The 16,974-nt window shown below is 72.8% G+C and carries 16 protein-coding genes and 1 riboswitch; of the genes, 12 read left to right on the top strand and 4 right to left on the bottom strand.

The annotated features are described in order from the left end of the window. Positions 1-99 precede the first annotated feature (99 nt). From FLV34_RS02190 to FLV34_RS02170, 5 genes are all read left to right on the top strand, one after another. Positions 100-1,416 carry an NYN domain-containing protein gene (locus FLV34_RS02190; protein WP_147942231.1) on the top strand — a complete coding sequence of 439 codons (1,317 nt, stop codon included), beginning with the start codon at positions 100-102 and terminating at the stop codon, positions 1,414-1,416. A 149-nt stretch (positions 1,417-1,565) separates the two neighbouring features. Next, on the top strand, positions 1,566-2,528 hold the full coding sequence (locus FLV34_RS02185) for a C40 family peptidase (protein ID WP_142644909.1): 963 nt from the start codon (positions 1,566-1,568) through the stop codon (positions 2,526-2,528). 313 nt (positions 2,529-2,841) lie between these two features. Next, a riboswitch (cyclic di-AMP (ydaO/yuaA leader) is annotated at positions 2,842-2,996 on the top strand. Positions 2,997-3,067: 71 nt separating this feature from the next. Next, on the top strand, positions 3,068-3,688 hold the full coding sequence (locus FLV34_RS02180; RefSeq protein ID WP_142644910.1) for a C40 family peptidase: 621 nt from the start codon (positions 3,068-3,070) through the stop codon (positions 3,686-3,688). Between the two features lie 104 nt (positions 3,689-3,792). Further along, on the top strand, positions 3,793-4,701 hold the full coding sequence (locus FLV34_RS02175; RefSeq protein ID WP_142644911.1) for a hypothetical protein: 909 nt from the start codon (positions 3,793-3,795) through the stop codon (positions 4,699-4,701). Positions 4,702-4,794: 93 nt separating this feature from the next. Continuing rightward, complete coding sequence (locus FLV34_RS02170) at positions 4,795-5,904, top strand: glycosyltransferase family 4 protein (RefSeq protein WP_142644912.1); 1,110 nt, start codon at positions 4,795-4,797, stop codon at positions 5,902-5,904. Between the two features lie 138 nt (positions 5,905-6,042). Here the strand turns inward: FLV34_RS02170 and FLV34_RS02165 are convergent, their stop codons facing one another. Then, on the bottom strand, positions 6,043-6,876 hold the full coding sequence (locus FLV34_RS02165) for an SAM-dependent methyltransferase (RefSeq protein WP_147942230.1): 834 nt from the start codon (positions 6,874-6,876) through the stop codon (positions 6,043-6,045). A gap of 306 nt (positions 6,877-7,182) precedes the next feature. Continuing rightward, a complete protein-coding gene (locus FLV34_RS02160; RefSeq protein WP_142644914.1) occupies positions 7,183-8,982 on the bottom strand; it encodes a long-chain fatty acid--CoA ligase in 1,800 nt (599 codons plus the stop codon). 239 nt (positions 8,983-9,221) lie between these two features. Here FLV34_RS02160 and FLV34_RS02155 point away from each other — a divergent pair, with 239 nt between their 5' ends. The 7 genes from FLV34_RS02155 to FLV34_RS02125 all read left to right on the top strand — a co-directional run bounded on the left by FLV34_RS02155 (position 9,222) and on the right by FLV34_RS02125 (position 15,508). Continuing rightward, positions 9,222-9,989, top strand: coding sequence for a metallophosphoesterase (locus FLV34_RS02155; protein ID WP_147942229.1), 768 nt, complete (start codon positions 9,222-9,224; stop codon positions 9,987-9,989). Between the two features lie 14 nt (positions 9,990-10,003). Next, complete coding sequence (locus FLV34_RS02150; protein ID WP_142644916.1) at positions 10,004-10,441, top strand: SRPBCC family protein; 438 nt, start codon at positions 10,004-10,006, stop codon at positions 10,439-10,441. Continuing rightward, complete coding sequence (locus tag FLV34_RS02145) at positions 10,438-11,598, top strand: ArsA family ATPase (RefSeq protein WP_142644917.1); 1,161 nt, start codon at positions 10,438-10,440, stop codon at positions 11,596-11,598. The genes FLV34_RS02150 and FLV34_RS02145 overlap by 4 nt, the downstream gene beginning before the upstream one ends. Next, complete coding sequence (locus FLV34_RS02140) at positions 11,595-12,041, top strand: DUF5304 family protein (protein ID WP_142644918.1); 447 nt, start codon at positions 11,595-11,597, stop codon at positions 12,039-12,041. The genes FLV34_RS02145 and FLV34_RS02140 overlap by 4 nt, the downstream gene beginning before the upstream one ends. A gap of 195 nt (positions 12,042-12,236) precedes the next feature. Continuing rightward, positions 12,237-13,181 carry an ROK family glucokinase gene (locus tag FLV34_RS02135; protein WP_142644919.1) on the top strand — a complete coding sequence of 315 codons (945 nt, stop codon included), beginning with the start codon at positions 12,237-12,239 and terminating at the stop codon, positions 13,179-13,181. A gap of 4 nt (positions 13,182-13,185) precedes the next feature. Next, entirely contained in the window at positions 13,186-13,962 is a 777-nt protein-coding gene (locus FLV34_RS02130) for an endonuclease/exonuclease/phosphatase family protein (protein ID WP_147942228.1), read from the top strand. Positions 13,963-14,308: 346 nt separating this feature from the next. Beyond that, positions 14,309-15,508, top strand: coding sequence for a hypothetical protein (locus tag FLV34_RS02125; protein WP_147942227.1), 1,200 nt, complete (start codon positions 14,309-14,311; stop codon positions 15,506-15,508). 96 nt (positions 15,509-15,604) lie between these two features. On the opposite strand, the gene FLV34_RS02120 is transcribed toward FLV34_RS02125, so the two are convergent. Further along, positions 15,605-16,102: a hypothetical protein gene (locus FLV34_RS02120; RefSeq protein ID WP_142644922.1), complete on the bottom strand. Its 498-nt coding sequence runs from the start codon at positions 16,100-16,102 to the stop codon at positions 15,605-15,607. A gap of 12 nt (positions 16,103-16,114) precedes the next feature. Beyond that, a complete protein-coding gene (locus FLV34_RS02115) occupies positions 16,115-16,879 on the bottom strand; it encodes a carboxylesterase (RefSeq protein WP_142644923.1) in 765 nt (254 codons plus the stop codon). Positions 16,880-16,974: the final 95 nt, after the last annotated feature.

Here is a 16,974-nt window from a genome sequence, read left to right as displayed (position 1 = left end):
CGGGACGTTCTCGCATTCGGGGGCGACAGCACCGCGAGGCGCCGCCGGGGCGACCCCAGTGGGCAGAAGATCTGTAGGACACGGCCGAGGAGCGACGAGATGAGTTCAGCCGGAGAAGGCCTGTCTCGTCCGTTGCCCGAGCAGGTCCGTTTACACGTGGTGGAGGTCGCCGCGCAGGTGCTGGGCTCGATGCCCGCCGCGGCCGTGCCGCCGCCGTTGCGCAACATCGCCAGGTTCGACCCGCGCAAGCGCGCCCGTCTTGGCAGCGCGCCGATCGCGGCCCAGCTGGAAAACGACAAGGAGTTCCGCGAGCGGGTGGCCGAGGCGGTGGAGACCGCCTGGCCCGAGCTGGTGGGGAGCCTGGCCGAGGGCACGGTGCCCCCGGCGGCCGAGCCGGTGCTGGTCGCGGCGGCGGCCTACCTGACCCGCCCGCCCGGCTGGCCGGACCTGGTCGAGCAGGCGCGGACCGACCTTGAGCAGGCCGCCGCCGCGGGCACCCAGCGGGAGCAGGCGGAGACGCGGCTGCGCGAGCAGCTCGCGGCGCAGCGTGCCTCCGCCAAGGAGGAGATCGACCGGGTGCGCGAGCAGCTCAAGGCCGCCCGCGCGGAGAACTCCGACCTGCGGCGCAAGCTGCACGACGCCCGCGAGCGGGTCAAGGCCGCCGAGACCAGGGCGGCCGAGCTGGAGGCCGAGACGGCCGAGGCGCGTGCCAGGGCCGCGAGCGCCAACGGCGCGGCCGAGACCGAGCTGCGCCGGCTCAAGGAGCGCCTGGCGGACGCCGAGCGCCAGCTCGAGGCCAGCCGCAGGGCCGCCCGCGAGGGCCGCAGCATCGAGGACGCCCGGGTGCGGGTGCTGCTTGACGCGCTCCAGGACGCCGCCTCCGGGCTGCGCAAGGAGCTCGGCCTGCCCACGACGATCAGCAGGCCGGCCGACTACGTGAACGCGGTGGTGCCCGGCGAGCCGGGCGTGACGGCCGTGCCCGCGCGGGCGCTGGCCAACGACGACCCGCAGCTTCTCGACCAGCTCCTGGCCATCCCTCACCTGCATCTGATCGTCGACGGTTACAACGTGACCAAGACCGGTTATCCGTCGCTGACCCTCGCCGACCAGCGGGCCCGGCTGCTGACCGGGCTCGGCGGGCTCGCCGTGCAGACGCGGGCGGAGGTGACGTGCGTGTTCGACGGCGCCGAGCTGAACGGGCCCGTCCAGGTGTCCGCGCCGCGCGGGGTGCGGGTGATGTTCAGCGCGCCCGGGGAGATCGCCGACGACCTCATCCGCACGCTGGTGCGGGCGGAGCCGCCGGGGCGGGCCATCGCGGTCGTCTCCTCCGACCGGGAGGTGGCCGAGTCGGTGCGCCGCATGGGCGCCCGGCCGGTGCCCTCGATCCTGCTGCTGCGCCGTCTCGGCCGCGGTTGACGCGTCCCGCGCACGCCCCGGACCTGCGACGTCACAGTAGGTGACGACTGCCGCGAATACCTGCGAATAGGTTGAAGCTTCAAGATCGCCTAGATAGAGTCGCGCCGCAGGTTTCGTCGATCAAAGAGGTTTATCCTCAAGGGGGCTCAGTGCGAGGGCGTGTGCCGGTGGCCGCCGGTCTGGCCGCCGTGGTCCTGCTCACTCCGATGACGGGCGCGCAGGCGGATCCGAAGCCCACTGTCGCGCAGGTGAAAGCGAAGCTGAGCAAGCTCAACGCGCAGGCCGACCAGCTCGTGGACCGTTATAACGCGGCCAACGAGAAGTGGAAGAAGGCCCGGCAGAAGTACCTCACGATCAACGAGGACTACAAGAAGCAGAACGCCCGGGTCGAGGAGTTACGCTCCGGGCTGGTCTCGATGGCCGTCAGCAGCTACCAGGTCGGCGACATGGGGTCGTGGGGCGGCGTCTTCTACAGCTCCAACCCCGACGCCATGCTCAGCGGCCTCGCCACGCTCAACCACATGTCGGCCGAGCGGGCCGGGCGGCTCAAGGCGTACGAGGGCGCCATCAAGGACCTCAAGAACCGCCGCAACCAGAGCAAGCAGGTCTACAAGGAGGCCGCCGACGTCAAGGACGAGCTGGCGGACGAGAAGGAGAAGGTCGACAAGCTCGTCCGGGAGCAGATGAAGCTGCTGCGCTCGCTCGGGACGTTCAACCCCGGCAACCCCAACAGCGCCGGCGTCGTCTACAACGGGCCGGCGTCCGGCAACGCGCTGGCCGCCCTCCAGTTCGCCTACAAGCAGATCGGCAAGCCCTACCGCTACGGGGGCACCGGACCGGGCGCCTGGGACTGCTCCGGGCTCGTGCAGGCCGCGTGGGCGGCGGCGGGCGTCCGGCTGCCCCGGACGAGCTACGAGCAGTGGGCCTGGGGCGCGAGCCGCCGGGTCTCGCTCGACGACCTCCAGCCGGGCGACCTGCTCTGGCACGCCGGATACGGGCACGTCGGCATCTACGCCGGCGACGGGAAGGTCGTTCATGCCCCGCAGACCGGCGATGTTGTGAAAGTCGTCACACTCGCCGAGTATCACGCGATCGGAGCCGTGCGCCCCTGACGGTCCCGCCGTCTCCGTGACGATCTGTGACTGACGCGGCAAATGTGACCCCATCGGCGCTTGTTGTGCAAATTGTGGGCAGGGTCACATTTGGCGCATTCGCGGTGTGGGTAAGCTGCGATTTCTTCTCCGCGGCCTTCGTTATGCGACCTTTATCCGGCTGGAGCGCTTTGCCGAACGCCGCGAGTCCTGGGTAGCTTCTGGGCCGCGGCGAGCACGCCTCGCCGCCGTGCGTCCCGGTCCGGCCGGCCGGTCGCAGTCATCCAGCGGCATCGGCGTCCTTCATCACCCTCCCCCGTGGGATCCCCCCGACGCCGATGGCCAGCCGAGTCCGTGCAGTCAGGAGGCACGGAGCCGGGGAACCACCGACCTTCACGCGAAGGTCCGGGGTGAATCGGCGCATCGCGCGCCGTAGGGCGACTTCCCCGCCCGAACCCGTCAGCTAACCCGGTAGGCGTGAGCGGAAGACCCGAGGAGAGATCCTGTCTACCACCCCCAGTCTGTCCCGTCTTGCCCGAATTGCCGTTAGTGGTGCCGCGTTGACGGCATCCGTAGGTGTCGCTGGAGCACATCCGGCGGCGGCAGCCGGCACGGCGGCCGACCCGGCGGCCGACCCGGCGACGGTCACGGTCGTCACGACGGCCACGGCGACGAAGACGGCCACCAAGACGGCCACGAAGACGGCCACGAAGACGGGCGCCGAGGAGAGCGCGAAGACCGCCGCCCGCAACGCCGCCGCGAAGAAGCGGACCAAGAGGCACACCGCCAAGCGGAAGATCAGCAGGGCCTCGCTCCAGCGGGCCAGGGCCCGGCGCGCGGTGAAGGCCGCCGAGAAGCAGATCGGCGACCCCTACCGCTACGGAGCCACGGGACCGGGCGCGTTCGACTGCTCGGGCCTGGTCCAGTACGCCTGGCGCAAGGCCGGCGTACGGCTGCCGCGCACGACGTGGTCCATCCGCAGCGCGGTCAGGAAGAAGGTGTCCTGGGGGCACTTCGAGCCCGGTGACCTCATCTTCACCAGCGGCGGCGGCCACGTCGGCATGTACGTCGGGCACAACAGGATGATCCACGCCCCGCACAGCGGCACGCGGGTCAGGATCGACAAGCTGGACGCCTACCGGAGGAGCACCTTCGTGGGTGCCGTCCGGCCGGGCGTCTGACGGGCACCGGTCACCAAGCCCCCTCGACCGGCGCCGTCCTTACGGCCCCGTCCACCTCGCCGAGGTGGGCGGGGCCGTGACATGCGCTGGCTACCATGCACGGCGTGACTGTCACGAGCGGCGTGCCCGCGTGCGCGCCGGGCGTGCGTGCCGGAGCCGGCCGGAGCCGGCCCGGACCCGCCGGGGCCACTCCCCGCCGGATCGCGGCCGTGGCCGTCGCGCTGGCCGCGCTGCTGGCCGGGCCCGCCGCCGCGGCGCCGCCCGACCCGCTGCGCGCCCTGCGGCTCGACGCCCGCGCCGCCGTACGCGAGCATCCCGGCATGTGGACCGGCGCCTCGGTCGCCCGCGGCGAGCGCGCCGTCGTCGTCGGGTCGCCCCGGCCGCTGGTCGCCGAGATCGCCGCGCTGGCCGGCCGCGCGGGCAGTACGGTCACGAGGGTCTGGGGCGGGCTCGGCGGCGCGGTGGTCCTGGTGCCGCGCACCGAGGAGCAGGCCGCCGTGCTGGCCGCGCCGGCGAAGGTGGACGGCCTGGCGGCCGTCGCCACCGGCGACCGGGTGATCGTGCAGCCGGCCGCGTTCGCCCGCCTGTCCGCGACCGGCCGCCTGGTCGTCATGACCCACGAGCTGACGCACGTCGCGACCGCCGGCCGCCGCACGGTGCCGATGTGGCTCATGGAGGGCTTCGCCGACTACGTGGGCTACCTGGACAGCGGGCTGCCGGTCCGTACGGTCGCCGCCGAGCTGGCCGCCGACGTCGCGGCCGGGAGGGCGGCGCTCGGCGGCCTGCCGGGGCCCGCCGACTTCGCCGCCAGGCCCGCCCAGGCGTACGAGGAGGCGTGGCTCGCCTGCCGCTACATCGCGGCCCGGTTCGGCGAGCCGAGGCTGGTCGCCCTCTATCGCGCCGCGCTGCGCGAGGAGATCGGCGCCGCCCTGCGGGAGGAGCTCGGGCTGACCGCCGGCGACCTGACCCGCGCCTGGCGGTCGTGGTCGCGCGAGCAGCTCGCCCGGACCTGATCGTCCGACCGCGACGACCCGGCCGGGACTGCGACAATGCGTTCTCGGGCGGCGCGGGGGGACCGCGTGATCACGCCGGCAGCGGGGGTGAGGATGACGAAGCGGACGCTGATCGTCACGAACGACTTCCCGCCCAGACCGGGCGGCATCCAGGCGTTCGTGCACGGCCTCGCCGTGCGCAGGCCGCCCGGCTCCGTGGTCGTGTACGCCCCGCGCTGGAAGGGGTGTGAGGAGTTCGACGCCCGCCAGCCGTACGAGGTGGTCCGGCATCCCTCCTCGCTGATGCTGCCGACCCGCGCGGTGGCGCGACGGGCGGCGGCGCTGGTGGAGGACGGCGCGACCGTCGTCTTCGGCGCGGCGGCGCCGCTGGGGCTGCTGGCTCCCGGCCTGCGCGCCGCGGGCGCGGGCCGCATCGTCATGCTCACCCACGGGCACGAGGCGTCGTGGGCCCGCCTGCCGGGCGCGCGCGCCCTGCTGCGCCGCATCGGGGCGGGGGCCGACATCGTGACCTATCTCGGCGAGTACACCCGCCGCCGGATCGCCCGGGTCGTGCCCGCCTCCCGGCTCGTACGGCTCGCGCCCGGCGTGGACACGACCCTCTATCGTCCGGGGGCGGGCGGCGACCGGATCCGCGCGTCCCTCGGCCTGGGCGACCGGCCGGTGGTCGTGTGCGTCTCCCGGCTGGTGCCGCGCAAGGGCCAGGACGTGCTGCTGCGGGCCTGGCCGCTCGTTCTGCGGCGGGTTCCCGGCGCGGTCCTGCTGCTGGTCGGCGGCGGCCCGCTGCGGCGGTCGCTGGAACGGACGGCGGCGGGGGCCGGCCTGCGCGGCTCGGTGGTCGTCACCGGGTCCGTGCCCTGGGCGTCCCTCCCGGCCTACTACGACGCGGGCGACGTGTTCGCCATGCCCTGCCGCAGCAGGTTCGGCGGGCTCGACGTGGAGGGCCTCGGCATCGTCTATCTGGAGGCGTCGGCCACCGGGCTGCCCGTGGTCGCGGGCTCCTCCGGGGGCGCCCCCGACGCCGTACGGCACGGCGAGACGGGCCTGGTGGTCGACGGCACGTCGCACACGGCGGTGGCCGCCGCGGTGGGCGATCTGCTGGCCGACCCCGCCCGCGCCCGCGCGATGGGCGAGCGGGGCCGGGCCTGGATCGAGGAGGAGTGGCGCTGGGACCTCGTCGCGGCCCGGTTCGCCGCGCTGCTGTGAGGCAGCCTCAGCCGGTGGGCACGGCCCGCTGTATGGCTGCCTCAGCCGGGAGCATGCCCGCTTTGTGGCTGCCTCAGCCGGGAGCACGCCCGCTGTGCGGCCGCCTCGTGGGCACGCCCGCGAGGTCGTTCCGGCCGGTCAGGGCTTGCGGCCCACGCCGCCGGCGACGCAGATGCCGCCGAGGTCGAGGGGGTAGCTCACGGGCTTCTCGGGACGCCACTCGGGCACGTGCACCACGCCGGGCTCGATCAGTTCGAGGCCGTCGAAGAACCGCACGATCTCGGGCATGTCGCGGGCGCGGCCGGTGCCCAGCATCTGCAGCAGCACCGCCTCCAGCTCGCGCATCTCCGGCGCGCAGGAGCAGAAGTGGGTGAGCTGCATGTAGCTGCCGGGTGCCAGGCGGGCCTTGTAGGTGTCCACGAGGCCGTCGGGGTCCTCCTCGTCGGCGAGGTGGTGGACCACGGCGACCAGCAGCAGGCCGATGGGGCGGGAGAAGTCGAGGAAGCCATCGACCTCGGGGTGGCCGAGGATCACCTCGGGCTCGCGCATGTCCGCGGTGATCACGCGGGTGCGCTTGTCGGTCTGCAGGATCGCCCGCGCGTGGGCCAGCACGATGGGGTCGTTGTCCACGTAGACGACCTTCGCGGCGGGATCGATCCGCTGCGCGACCGAGTGGGTGTTGTCCATCGTGGGCAGGCCCGAGCCGATGTCGAGGAACTGGTCGATGCCCTGCTCGGCCATGTACTTCACGCCGCGGAACAGCATGGCCCGGTTGTTGCGGGCGCCCTCGCCGCGGTCGGGGAAGTGCCGCATGCCCTCCGTGGCGACCGCGCGGTCCACCGCGAAGTTGTCCTTGCCGCCGAGGAACGCGTCGTACACCCGCGCGATGCTGGGCTTCGTGGTGTCGATCTCCGGGGGGAGGTAGTCGGGATCGCGGTGCGTCCAGTTCCATCTGCCGGCTCTGTCGCTCATCGCCCGCCCCTCTCCAGACAATGATCATGGATGCGCTTGGAGCATAACCAAGCGAAACGCGCTGCTGCGGGACGGCTGCGATGTTTCCGGTGGTCAACAGGGCCGGCGCGGCGTCGCCGCAGGTCGTCCGTCACCGGCGGCGAAGAAGACCCACTCCCATAGGGGGCTGATCACCGCATGTCCCCGGCCGTCCCGGTCCTCTCGCGCGACCGCGGCCCGCGCCGTCCGGAGGGTGCGCCGACGCCGATGAAACTTTCAGGAGTTCCGTCGGCGCGCCCGGCGCACCCGCGGTGTCCAGGTCGCCGCTCAGTCGCCGTACAGCTCGTCGATCTGCTTGGCGAAGTCGCGGGCCACGACGTGTCGCTTGATCGACTGCTTCGGCGTGACGTGGCCGCTCTCCTCGCTCAGCTCGATGTCGAGGATGCTGAACTTCTTGATCTGCTCGGCCTTGGAGACCATCCGGTTGGCGTCGTCCACCGCCTGCTGCACCTCGGCGATGACGGCCGGGTCGGAGCACAGCTCGGCCATGGACGCGCCGGAGCGGCTGTTGGCCTCCTTCCACTGCTCCATCGCCTCGTGGTCGAGGGTGACGATCGCCCCGATGAACGGCCTGCCGTCGCCGACGACCATGACCTGGCTGATCAGGCGGTGCGCCCGGATGGCGTCCTCAAGCGGCGCAGGGGCGACGTTCTTGCCGCCCGCGGTGACGAGGATCTCCTTCTTGCGGCCGGTGATGCTCAGGTAGCCGTGTTCGTCGAGCTGCCCGACGTCCCCGGTGTGGAACCAGCCCTCCGGGTCGATCGCCTCCTTGGTGGCGCGCTCGTTGTTCCAGTAGCCGTCGAAGACGTGGCGGCCCTTCACGAGGATCTCGCCGTCGTCGGCGATCCGGATGCTCACGCCGGGGAACGGCTTGCCGACCGTGCCGATCTTGTTGGCGCCCGGGATGTTGACGGTCGAGGGCGCGCTGGTCTCGGTGAGCCCCCAGCCCTCGAACACCTCGATGCCCACGCCGCGGAAGAAGTGGCCGAGCCGCTCGCCGAGGGCCGAGCCGCCGGAGACGGCCGCCGTCAGCGCGCCGCCCGTGGCCGCCCGCAGCTTGCCGTACACGAGCTTGTCGAAGGCCGCGTGCTTGAGCCGGGCGCCGAGGCCGGCACCGCCGGAGCTCTCGGCCCTGCTCCACTCGATCGCGGCCCGTACGGCGGCGTGGAAGATCTTGCCCTTGCCCTCCGCGTTGGCCTTCTGCTCGGCGGCGTTGTAGACCTTCTCGAACACGCGCGGCACGCCCAGCAGGAACGTGGGCTTGAACTCCCGCAGGTCGGGGGCCACGTTCTTCATGTTCGGGCTGTGCGCGAGCACCGTGCCGGTCTCGATCAGGACGACCTGGATGATCCGGGCGAAGCTGTGCGCCAGGGGGAGGAAGAGCAGCGCGGCCCGCCCCTCCACGTCGAACATCGACTCCAGCGGCCCGCGCGAGACGTTGCGCGCGGTGAACAGCAGGTTGTCGTGGGTCAGGCGGCAGCCCTTCGGCATGCCGGTGGTGCCCGAGGTGTAGATGATCGTGGCGAGGTCGCGTCCGCCCCGGCTCGCCCTGCGCTCGGCGAGCGTGTCGTTGGACACGTCGGCGCCCAGGCGCTCCAGCTCGGCGAACGCGCCGCCGTCGATGCGCCACAGCAGCGGCAGCTCGGGCACGGCCTCGCGTACGGTCTCCTCGTGCGCGGCCGTCTCCACGAACGCGGCCTTGGCGCCGCTGTCGGTCAGGATCCACTTCACCTGGTCGGCGGAGGAGGTCTCGTAGATCGGCACCCCGACCGCGCCGGCCGCCCAGATGGCGTAGTCGGCGACCGTCCACTCGTAACGGGTGCGCGACATCAGGCCGACCCGGTCGCCGGGCTCGATCCCGGCGGCGATCAGCCCCTTGGCGACGGCCGCCACCTGGTCCCTGAACTGCGCGGCGGTGACCGGTGTCCACGGCGCGGCCGGGTCCTCGCTCTCCTTGCGGCGGATGATGACGGCGTCCGGCTCGTCCACACCGCGCTGGAACACCACGTCGGTGCAATTGGCGGACGGGGGCACGTCCACCAGCACGGGAACGCTGAACTCGCGCACGGGTCACTCCTTCGCGCACGTCCGCGCGATCCCCCTGCGCAGGGCGGGGACCGCGTTGCGGGCATAACTCTTCGTGTCTCACCGGACGCTACCGTGCGATGTTACGCATGGGTAGGTTCGTCACCCAGGCGTTATCCGGGGGAGCACGCGGACGCTATCAGTGTCCCCCGCGCGGTGGGCCCGACACCTTCCCGTTACCCAAGCGGATGCTAGGTAAAGCGGCCGTTTACCATGTCGGCATGCGCATCCACGTCGTCAGCGACGTCCACGGCCGGGCCGACGCGCTCGCCCGTGCGGGTGACGGGGCCGACGCCCTGATCTGCCTCGGCGACCTGCTCCTGTTCATCGACTACGCCGACCACTCGCAGGGCATCTTCCCCGACCTGTTCGGCGCGGAGAAGGCGAGCGAGTACGTGGGACTGCGCACGGCGGGCCGCTTCGACGAGGCGCGGCAACTGTCGTCCGGGTTGTGGGCCTCCCTCGACGGCGACCCCCGCGACCACATCGAGGCGGCGGTCCGCCGCCAGTACGAGCAGATCTTCACCGCCATGCCCACTCCGGCCTACCTCACGTACGGCAACGTGGACATGCCGCGCCTGTGGGCCGACCATCTGCGGCCCGGCCAGCGGGTACTCGACGGCGAGGTGGCCGAGATCGGCGGGCTGACCTTCGGGTTCGTCGGCGGCGGCCTGCGCACCAGATACCGCACGCCGTACGAGATCGACGACGAGGAGTACGCGCGCAAGGTCGAGGCGGTGGGCGAGGTGGACGTGCTGTGCTGCCACATCCCGCCCGCAGTCCCCGACCTGCTGTACGACGTGGTGGCCCGGCGGTTCGAACGGGGGAGCGAGGCCACGCTGGAGGCGATCAAAAGGACGCAGCCGCGCTTCGCGCTGTTCGGCCACGTCCACCAGCCCTTGGTCGGCCGCACCCGCATAGGTCGCACGGAATGCGTCAACGTCGGCCATTTCCGCGGCCGTGGCACGCCTTTCGCCCTGGAATGGTGAAGTACGGTTGGCGCATGGCTGATCGCACTTCGTCGAGCATCACGATCGGCGCCGGCCGGTCGACAATCATGGCCGTCATCGCCGACTTCCCCGCCTATCCGGAGTGGGCCGGCCAGGTGAAGAAGGTGGAGGTCCTGGAGACGGGCGCGGACGGCCGCGCCTCCCGGGTCCGCTTCGTCCTCGACGCGGGCGTGATCAGCGACGACTACGTCCTCGGGTACGACTGGGACGAGGACGCGGGCGTGACCTGGCGGATGGTCGAGGCCGGGAAGATGCTGTCGGGCCTGACCGGCAGCTACCGCCTGACCGAGAACGGCGGCGGCACCGAGGTCACCTACGACCTCGCGGTGGACCTGAAGGTCCCGATGATCGGCATGATCAAGCGCAAGGCCGAGAAGGTCATCGTCGACACCGCGCTGAAAGGGCTCAAGCGGCGCGTCGAGAGCCGATGAGAATCCTCCTCTTCACGGGGAAGGGCGGGGTCGGCAAGACCACGGCGGCCGCCGCGACCGCCACGCTCGCCGCCGGGCGGGGCAACAAGACGCTGGTCGTGTCCACCGACACCGCGCACTCGCTCGCCGACGCGCTCGGCGTGCCGCCCTCGTCGGAGCCGGTCGAGGCCGCGCCCGGCCTGCACCTGCAGCAGGTGGACACCCAGAGGTCGCTTGAACGGCACTGGGGAGAGTTACGCGACTACGCCGGCAACGTGCTGGCCGAGCTCGGTCTCGACGAGGTCACCGCCGAGGAGATCACCGTGCTGCCCGGCGCGGAGGAGATCCTCGCGCTGCTCGAACTGCGCGAGCAGGCACGCACCGGCCGCTGGGACGTGATCGTCGTCGACTGCGCGCCGACCGCCGAGACGCTGCGCCTGCTCGCGCTGCCGGAGGCGCTCGACTGGCACGTCAACCGCCTGCTCCCCACGGGCAGGCGGATGCTCAGGGCGCTGTCGCCGGTCATCCGGCACGTCGCCAAGGTGAGCGTCCCCGAGGGCGAGGTCGTCTCGGCGGGGGAGCGGCTGCACCGCGGCCTGCTGGAGGTGCGCGCGCTGCTGACCGGCGACGACGCGTCCGTGCGGCTCGTGCTGACCCCCGAGGCCGTGGTCGTCGCCGAGGCCCGGCGCACCCTCACCTCGCTCAGCCTGTACGGCTACCGCGTCGACGCGGTGATCGCCAACCGGGTCTTCCCGGCGGAGGGCGCCGACGAGTGGCGGCTGGGATGGGTGGAGGCCCAGAGCAGGCAGCTCGCCGCGGTGCACGAGTCGTTCGCGCCGCTGCCCGTCCTCACCGTCCCCTATCTCCCGGCGGAGCCGGTCGGCACCGCCGCCCTCTCGGACCTCGCCGCGCGGATGTACGGAGACCGCGACCCCTTCGCGCGTCCCGGCGTCGAGCCGCCGCTGACGTTCACCACCGACGAGCTGACGCTGTCGCTGCCGCTGGCCGACCGCGACGACCTCGATCTCGCCCGCAAGGGCGACGACATCATCGTCACCGCCGGGTCCTACCGGCGCGTCATCACCCTGCCCGCCGCCCTCGCCCGGCGTGAGATCTCCTCGGCGGTGCTCCGGGACGGCCGGCTCCGGGTACGGTTCCAGGCAGGAGGGGCGAAATGACGGATTCCAACGACACCACTCCCCGCCGCCAGGACCCGCTCGGGTCGGCGGCGGAGGAGGCGATGAAGCTGCTGGACGCCGTGCAGCGGCGGATGGGCCGGGAGTTCGGCAAGGCGCTCGTGAAGGGCGGTGTGAGCGGCTTCGGATCCGCCTTCGGCGGCGCCGGGGCGGGCGGCCGGAGCGACGACGTCTGGAGCGAGGCGGTCGCGGAGGACCACGACGAGTACGTCTGCCGGGCCTGCCCGGTGTGCCGGGTCATCGCGGCACGCCGCGAGTCCGGCGGCGACGTCACCGGCCACCTGATCGCGGCGGGCGGAGAGCTGTTCGCGGCGTTCCGGGAGGCGGTCGACGCCCTGCAACGCCCCATGACGGGCGGTAAGGAACGCCCGGACGGGGAGCGGCGGCCCGGCGACTCGAAGGTCGAGCACATCGACCTGGGCTGACGGGCCGGTCGAGGGCGGACGGCGGCGGGATTGCCACAACCCGGTCTGATCGGCTTCAATCGGCGCGGCGTGCAGGCTCGGGCCGTAGCAGCCCGGGCCGGAAACGGACCCGGGCGCGAAGCGGACGTGGCCGCGAAGCGGGTCCGGGCGACAAGCGGATCCGGATGAGAACCGGACCGGGTGGAAGGATGACGAATGGCGCTGACCATCGGCGTGGACGTGGGCGGTACCAAGATCGCGTATGGTGTCGTCGACGAGCACGGCGCCATCATCGAGCGCGGCCTGCGGCACAGCCCGGCGGGCAGTCCCGAGAAGATGGCGCTCACGATCGCCGATGCGGTGACCGAGCTCGCGGCCCGGCACGAGGTCGAGGCCGTCGGCATCGGCGCGGCGGGCTTCGTCGACGAGACCCGCTCGGTCATCCGCTTCGCCCCCAACCTCGCCTGGCGCGAGGAGCCGCTGCGCGAGAAGGTGGCCGACCTGGTCGGCCTGCCGGTCGTCGTCGAGAACGACGCCAACGCGATGGCCTGGGGCGAATACCGGTTCGGCGCGGGCCGGGGCGAGAGCCACGTCGTGTGCGTGACCGTGGGCACCGGCATCGGCGGCGGCATCGTGCTCGGCGGCCAGCTCTACCGCGGCCGGTGGGGGATGGGCGCCGAGCTGGGCCACATGCAGGCGGTGCCCGGCGGCCGCCCCTGCGGCTGCGGCAACAACGGCTGCTGGGAGCGGTACGCCAGCGGCACCTCGCTGCTGATGGACGCGCGCAACAACGCGCAGGCCGACCCGGAGGGCGCCGCCCACCTGCTGCGGCTCGGCGGCGGCACGGCCGAGGGCATCCAGGGCGAGCACGTGACCGAGGCCGCGCGCCAGGGCGACAGGGCGGCGCTGGCCGCCTTCGAGTCGCTCGCCCAGTGGCTCGCCCAGGGGCTGGCCGACATGGCGGCGGTCCTCGACCCCGGGTGCTTCATCATCGGCGGCGGCGTCTCCGGCGCGGCGGACCTGTTCGCCGACCGGGTGCGCGAGGAGTTCGCCGCGCGGCTGACCGGCCGGGGCCACCGCCCGCTCGCCGAGATCAGGGTGGCCGAGATGGGCCCCTCGGCGGGGCTGGTGGGCGCCGGAGACCTGGCCCGGCTCCGCTGACGGCGTGCTGCGGGTCGCCACCTACAACGTCCGGGGGCTGAAGGACGACCGCAGGGCGCTGGTCCGGGTGATCAGGGCCCTGCGGCCCGACGTGCTGTGCCTGCAGGAGGCGCCCCGCCTGCCCGGCTGGCGGCGGGAGCGGCGCGCGCTGGCCCGCGCGGCCGGCCTGTCCGTGGCCGCCGGAGGCCGCGTGGGCGGGACCGCCGTGCTGATCTCCCCGGCCGTACGGCTCCTGCGCGGGCATGGGCACCGCCTGCGGTGGTTTCCCGGGCTGGAGTGGCGGTCCGTCGCGCTCGCCGTCGTAGAGAAGGTCGTAGAGAAGGTCGTGGAGAAGACGGTGGAGAAGGACCGGGAGAGGTACGCCGTGTGCTCGGCCCACCTCGACCTCGTGGCGGGGGCGCGGCTGCGCCACGCCGCCCAGATCATGCCGATCCTGGAGCGCGCGGCCCGGCAGTCCGGGGCCGCGCCGGTGCTCGCCGGGGACCTCAACGAGGTTCCCGGCTCCCCGGTCTGGCGTCTTCTCTCGGGACGCTACACGGACTGCTTCACCGCCGTGCGGGACGCCGAGCCGCGGATCGGGACGGACGGAGAGGACGGCCGGGCGGGCGCGACGTTCCCGGCCCGCGATCCCCGCGTGCGCATCGACGCGATCTTCGCGGGGCCCGGCCTGACCGTCGTGTCGTACGGCGGCGCGGACGTCCGGCCCGGGGACCTGTCCGCCGCGAGCGACCACCTGCCGGTCGTCGCCGAGATCGCCGTGACGCCGTCCGCCGGGGCCTGACGCGGCCGTCCGCCGGGGCCGACCCGGCCGGGAGCGCCCGCACGACTGCGGCCAGGGCCTGGACCCGCCGCGGGTGGGCGTCGCGGCCGCCGGGGGCCTGACGCGGCCGGGAGCGCCTCCACGGCTGAACCGGCCCCGGCGGGCCGGGCGGTGGAGGTTCGGGTGGTGGAGGTTCGGGCGGTGGGGATTCGGGCGGTGGGGATTCGGGCGGTGGGGATTCCGGCGGGGTGCCGCGGCTTCCAGGTGGGCGCGGAGACCGCCGGCAGGGCCGCGTTTCCGCATCTCGGGGTGACCGGATTCGCGACCTGTGTGACGGGGAGTGCCCGGTCACCCGTACGATCGTTTCATGACCCGCCGCCTCACACGGCGTGCGGTGCCGTTGTGTGTGCTGTCCGCCGGCCTGCTGGCCGGACTCCTCCCGTGCGCCACATCGGTCGCGCACGCGTACGCAGGGATCGTCCGTGCCCAGGTGGGGCGCGGCCCGTCGGGGGACGAGGTCGCCCAGGACGCGGGCTCCTCCACCGGACGGCTCCAGCCCGACGGCTCGCTGTCGGACGTGGCCGGCCTGTCGGCCACGGACATCTGGGCCGTGGGCCAGCAGAACGCCTGGGACTTCTGGCGCAACCAGGGGATCATCACCCACTGGAACGGCTCCTCCTGGAGCGAGGTGCCGATCAGGGGCGACGCCACCGGCGCCGGCCACCTTCGGTCGGTCGCCGCCGCCTCCGCCTCCGAGGTCTGGGCCGTCGGCGACGGCCACGACGGCCTGCCGTACGTCGCCAAGGGCTCGCGTGACGGGTTCGACCGCGTCGGCGTGCCGCAGCTGCGCACCGGCGACTGGCTCGGCGGTGTCGCGGCCTCCTCCGGGCGGGTGGTCGCGGTCGGCAGCCGGGACGGCAAGGCGTTCCTGCTGAGCAGCGGCGGATCCGCCAAGGGCACGACCTGGAAGACCGTCCAGGGCCCCGTGGGCGCGATGTACGGCGTGGCGTTCGCGGGCCGGTCGGACGGCTGGGCGGTGGGCGACACCGGCTCCGGCCCGCTGGCCATGCACCTGACCGGCAGCGGGTGGAAACAGGCCGACCTGCCGGCGATCAAGGGTGGCTTCCTGCGGGACGTGTACGCCGACGGCCGCAAGCGTGCGGTCGCGGTCGGCGGCGTCTACCAGCGCGACGGCGGCATCGCGCCGCTGGTGCTCGCTTGGGACGGCAAGCAGTGGAAGCGCGTGACGCCGCCGGAGCGGCGCGCCGAGCTGTACGGCGTCACGGGGGACAGCGACGGCAGGTTCTGGATCTCGGGGTACGACCCGAAGCACGAGGGCGAGGGCTTCCTGCTCCGATACGACGGATCGCACTGGACCACGCTTCGAGGCCCGAAGCCGGCCGGCGATCGGACGGTGCGGCTGCAGGCGGTCGCGCACGTCGGCGATCTCACCATGGCGGTCGGTCACGTCCTGGACGGCAAGGGCCGCTACACCGACCTCGTGGAGCGGTTCGGCCCGCCTCCCGCCGACGGCCACACGGTGAAGGCGGCCGGCGAGACCGAATGAACACGGGCACCCCGGAGCCCGGGCCCGGCCCGGGGCGTGCTCCGACGTACCGGCCGCGGCAGACGGCCTCGCCCCGGTCAGACGGCCGAGCCGTGGTCAGACGACCGCGCCGTCGTCCCAGCCGGAGTCGGCGGGCGGGCCGTCGCCCATGCGTACGACGAGGATCACGAACCCCGCGATGAACGCGGACACCGCGGCGAACACGATCCAGCCGTCCATGGGCCACTGAAGCAGAGCGGCCAGGAGCAGGTAGGCGGGGCCGCCGAACAGCGCCAGCCAGGAGAGCCGGCTGAGGGTGTCGCCGTGCGGAAGCGGCGGAGGGGGCGGCGGGATGAAATGATCGTCGTCGCCGGAGGTGGGAGCCTGTTCCTCAGCGGTCCGGTCGTCGTCCCGGACCTCGTCGCCGAGAGCGTCGTCGCCGAGGGCCACGCCGCCGGAGGCACCCCCGCCGGGGGCGTCGTCGCCCGCGTCGGTCTCCTCGGTGACGTTCTCCCGGTCAGGCCATGGTTGTTCGGCCGAGGCGTCCTCGGCTGTCTCGTTGAACGAGGCGACGATCTGGCGCCAGACCTCGTCCTCGTCACTTTGCGGCGTCACGTCGATCCCGGGTCACAAGTCCTTCGTCAAGGGTACCGAGGCGTGGGAGCGGATGAACTCCAGGCTCCCTTCGAAGATCACAGGCGCGTCGTTGTCGAGAGTGGCCACGTGATAGCTGTCCGCCAGCTCTCTGACCTCCAGATTGTTTCCCATTCTCGCCTGCAGGAACGCGACGCTCCCCGGCTTTACCACGTGGTCGTTCCTGCTGTGGAACACCAGCACCGGCTGGGTCACCTTGGCGATGTCGGACTGGACGAGCTTCCACAACCGGGGCAGCGTGGCGGCCGCCCGGACGGGCGTACGCGCATAGCCGAGCTCGCTCATGCCCTCCTTCTTGATGTCGCCCGCCACCCCCGGGATCGAGCGTACGACGTACTTAAGGGCCGGGGCCAGCCGCAGCAGCGGCACGTCGTTGACGACGGAAGGGTTGACCACCACGACGCCCGCGACGGCGTCACCGTGCACCTCGGCCAGGCGCAGCGCCATGCAGCCGCCGAGGGACAGGCCCATCACGAACGCCTCCGCGCACCGTCCGCGCAGGTCGGCGAACGCCTTGTCGAGCTCGGCGTACCAGTCCTCCCAGCGGGTGCGGCTCATCTCCTGCCACGTCGTCCCGTGTCCTGGCAGACGCGGCAGGGACACCGTCAGCCCCGCCTCCGCCAGGTGTTCACCCCAGGGCCGCAGCGACTGCGGCGAGCCGGTGAATCCGTGACAGAGCAGGACGCCGATGTCGCCGCCCTCATGGTGGTACGGTTCCGCACCGGGCAGCACTGGCATGGGTGACCTCCGTGAAACGGCGGCGTGTTCCGCCCGATACTCGCACGTTGGTCAGCGTTAGTGCGAGAGGGCTGGGCGTGCGAAGATGACTGCAC

This window comes from Microbispora sp. CSR-4 (assembly GCF_008033685.1).
Lineage (GTDB): Bacteria > Actinomycetota > Actinomycetes > Streptosporangiales > Streptosporangiaceae > Microbispora.
This window is presented reverse-complemented; position numbering and strand designations above follow the sequence as displayed.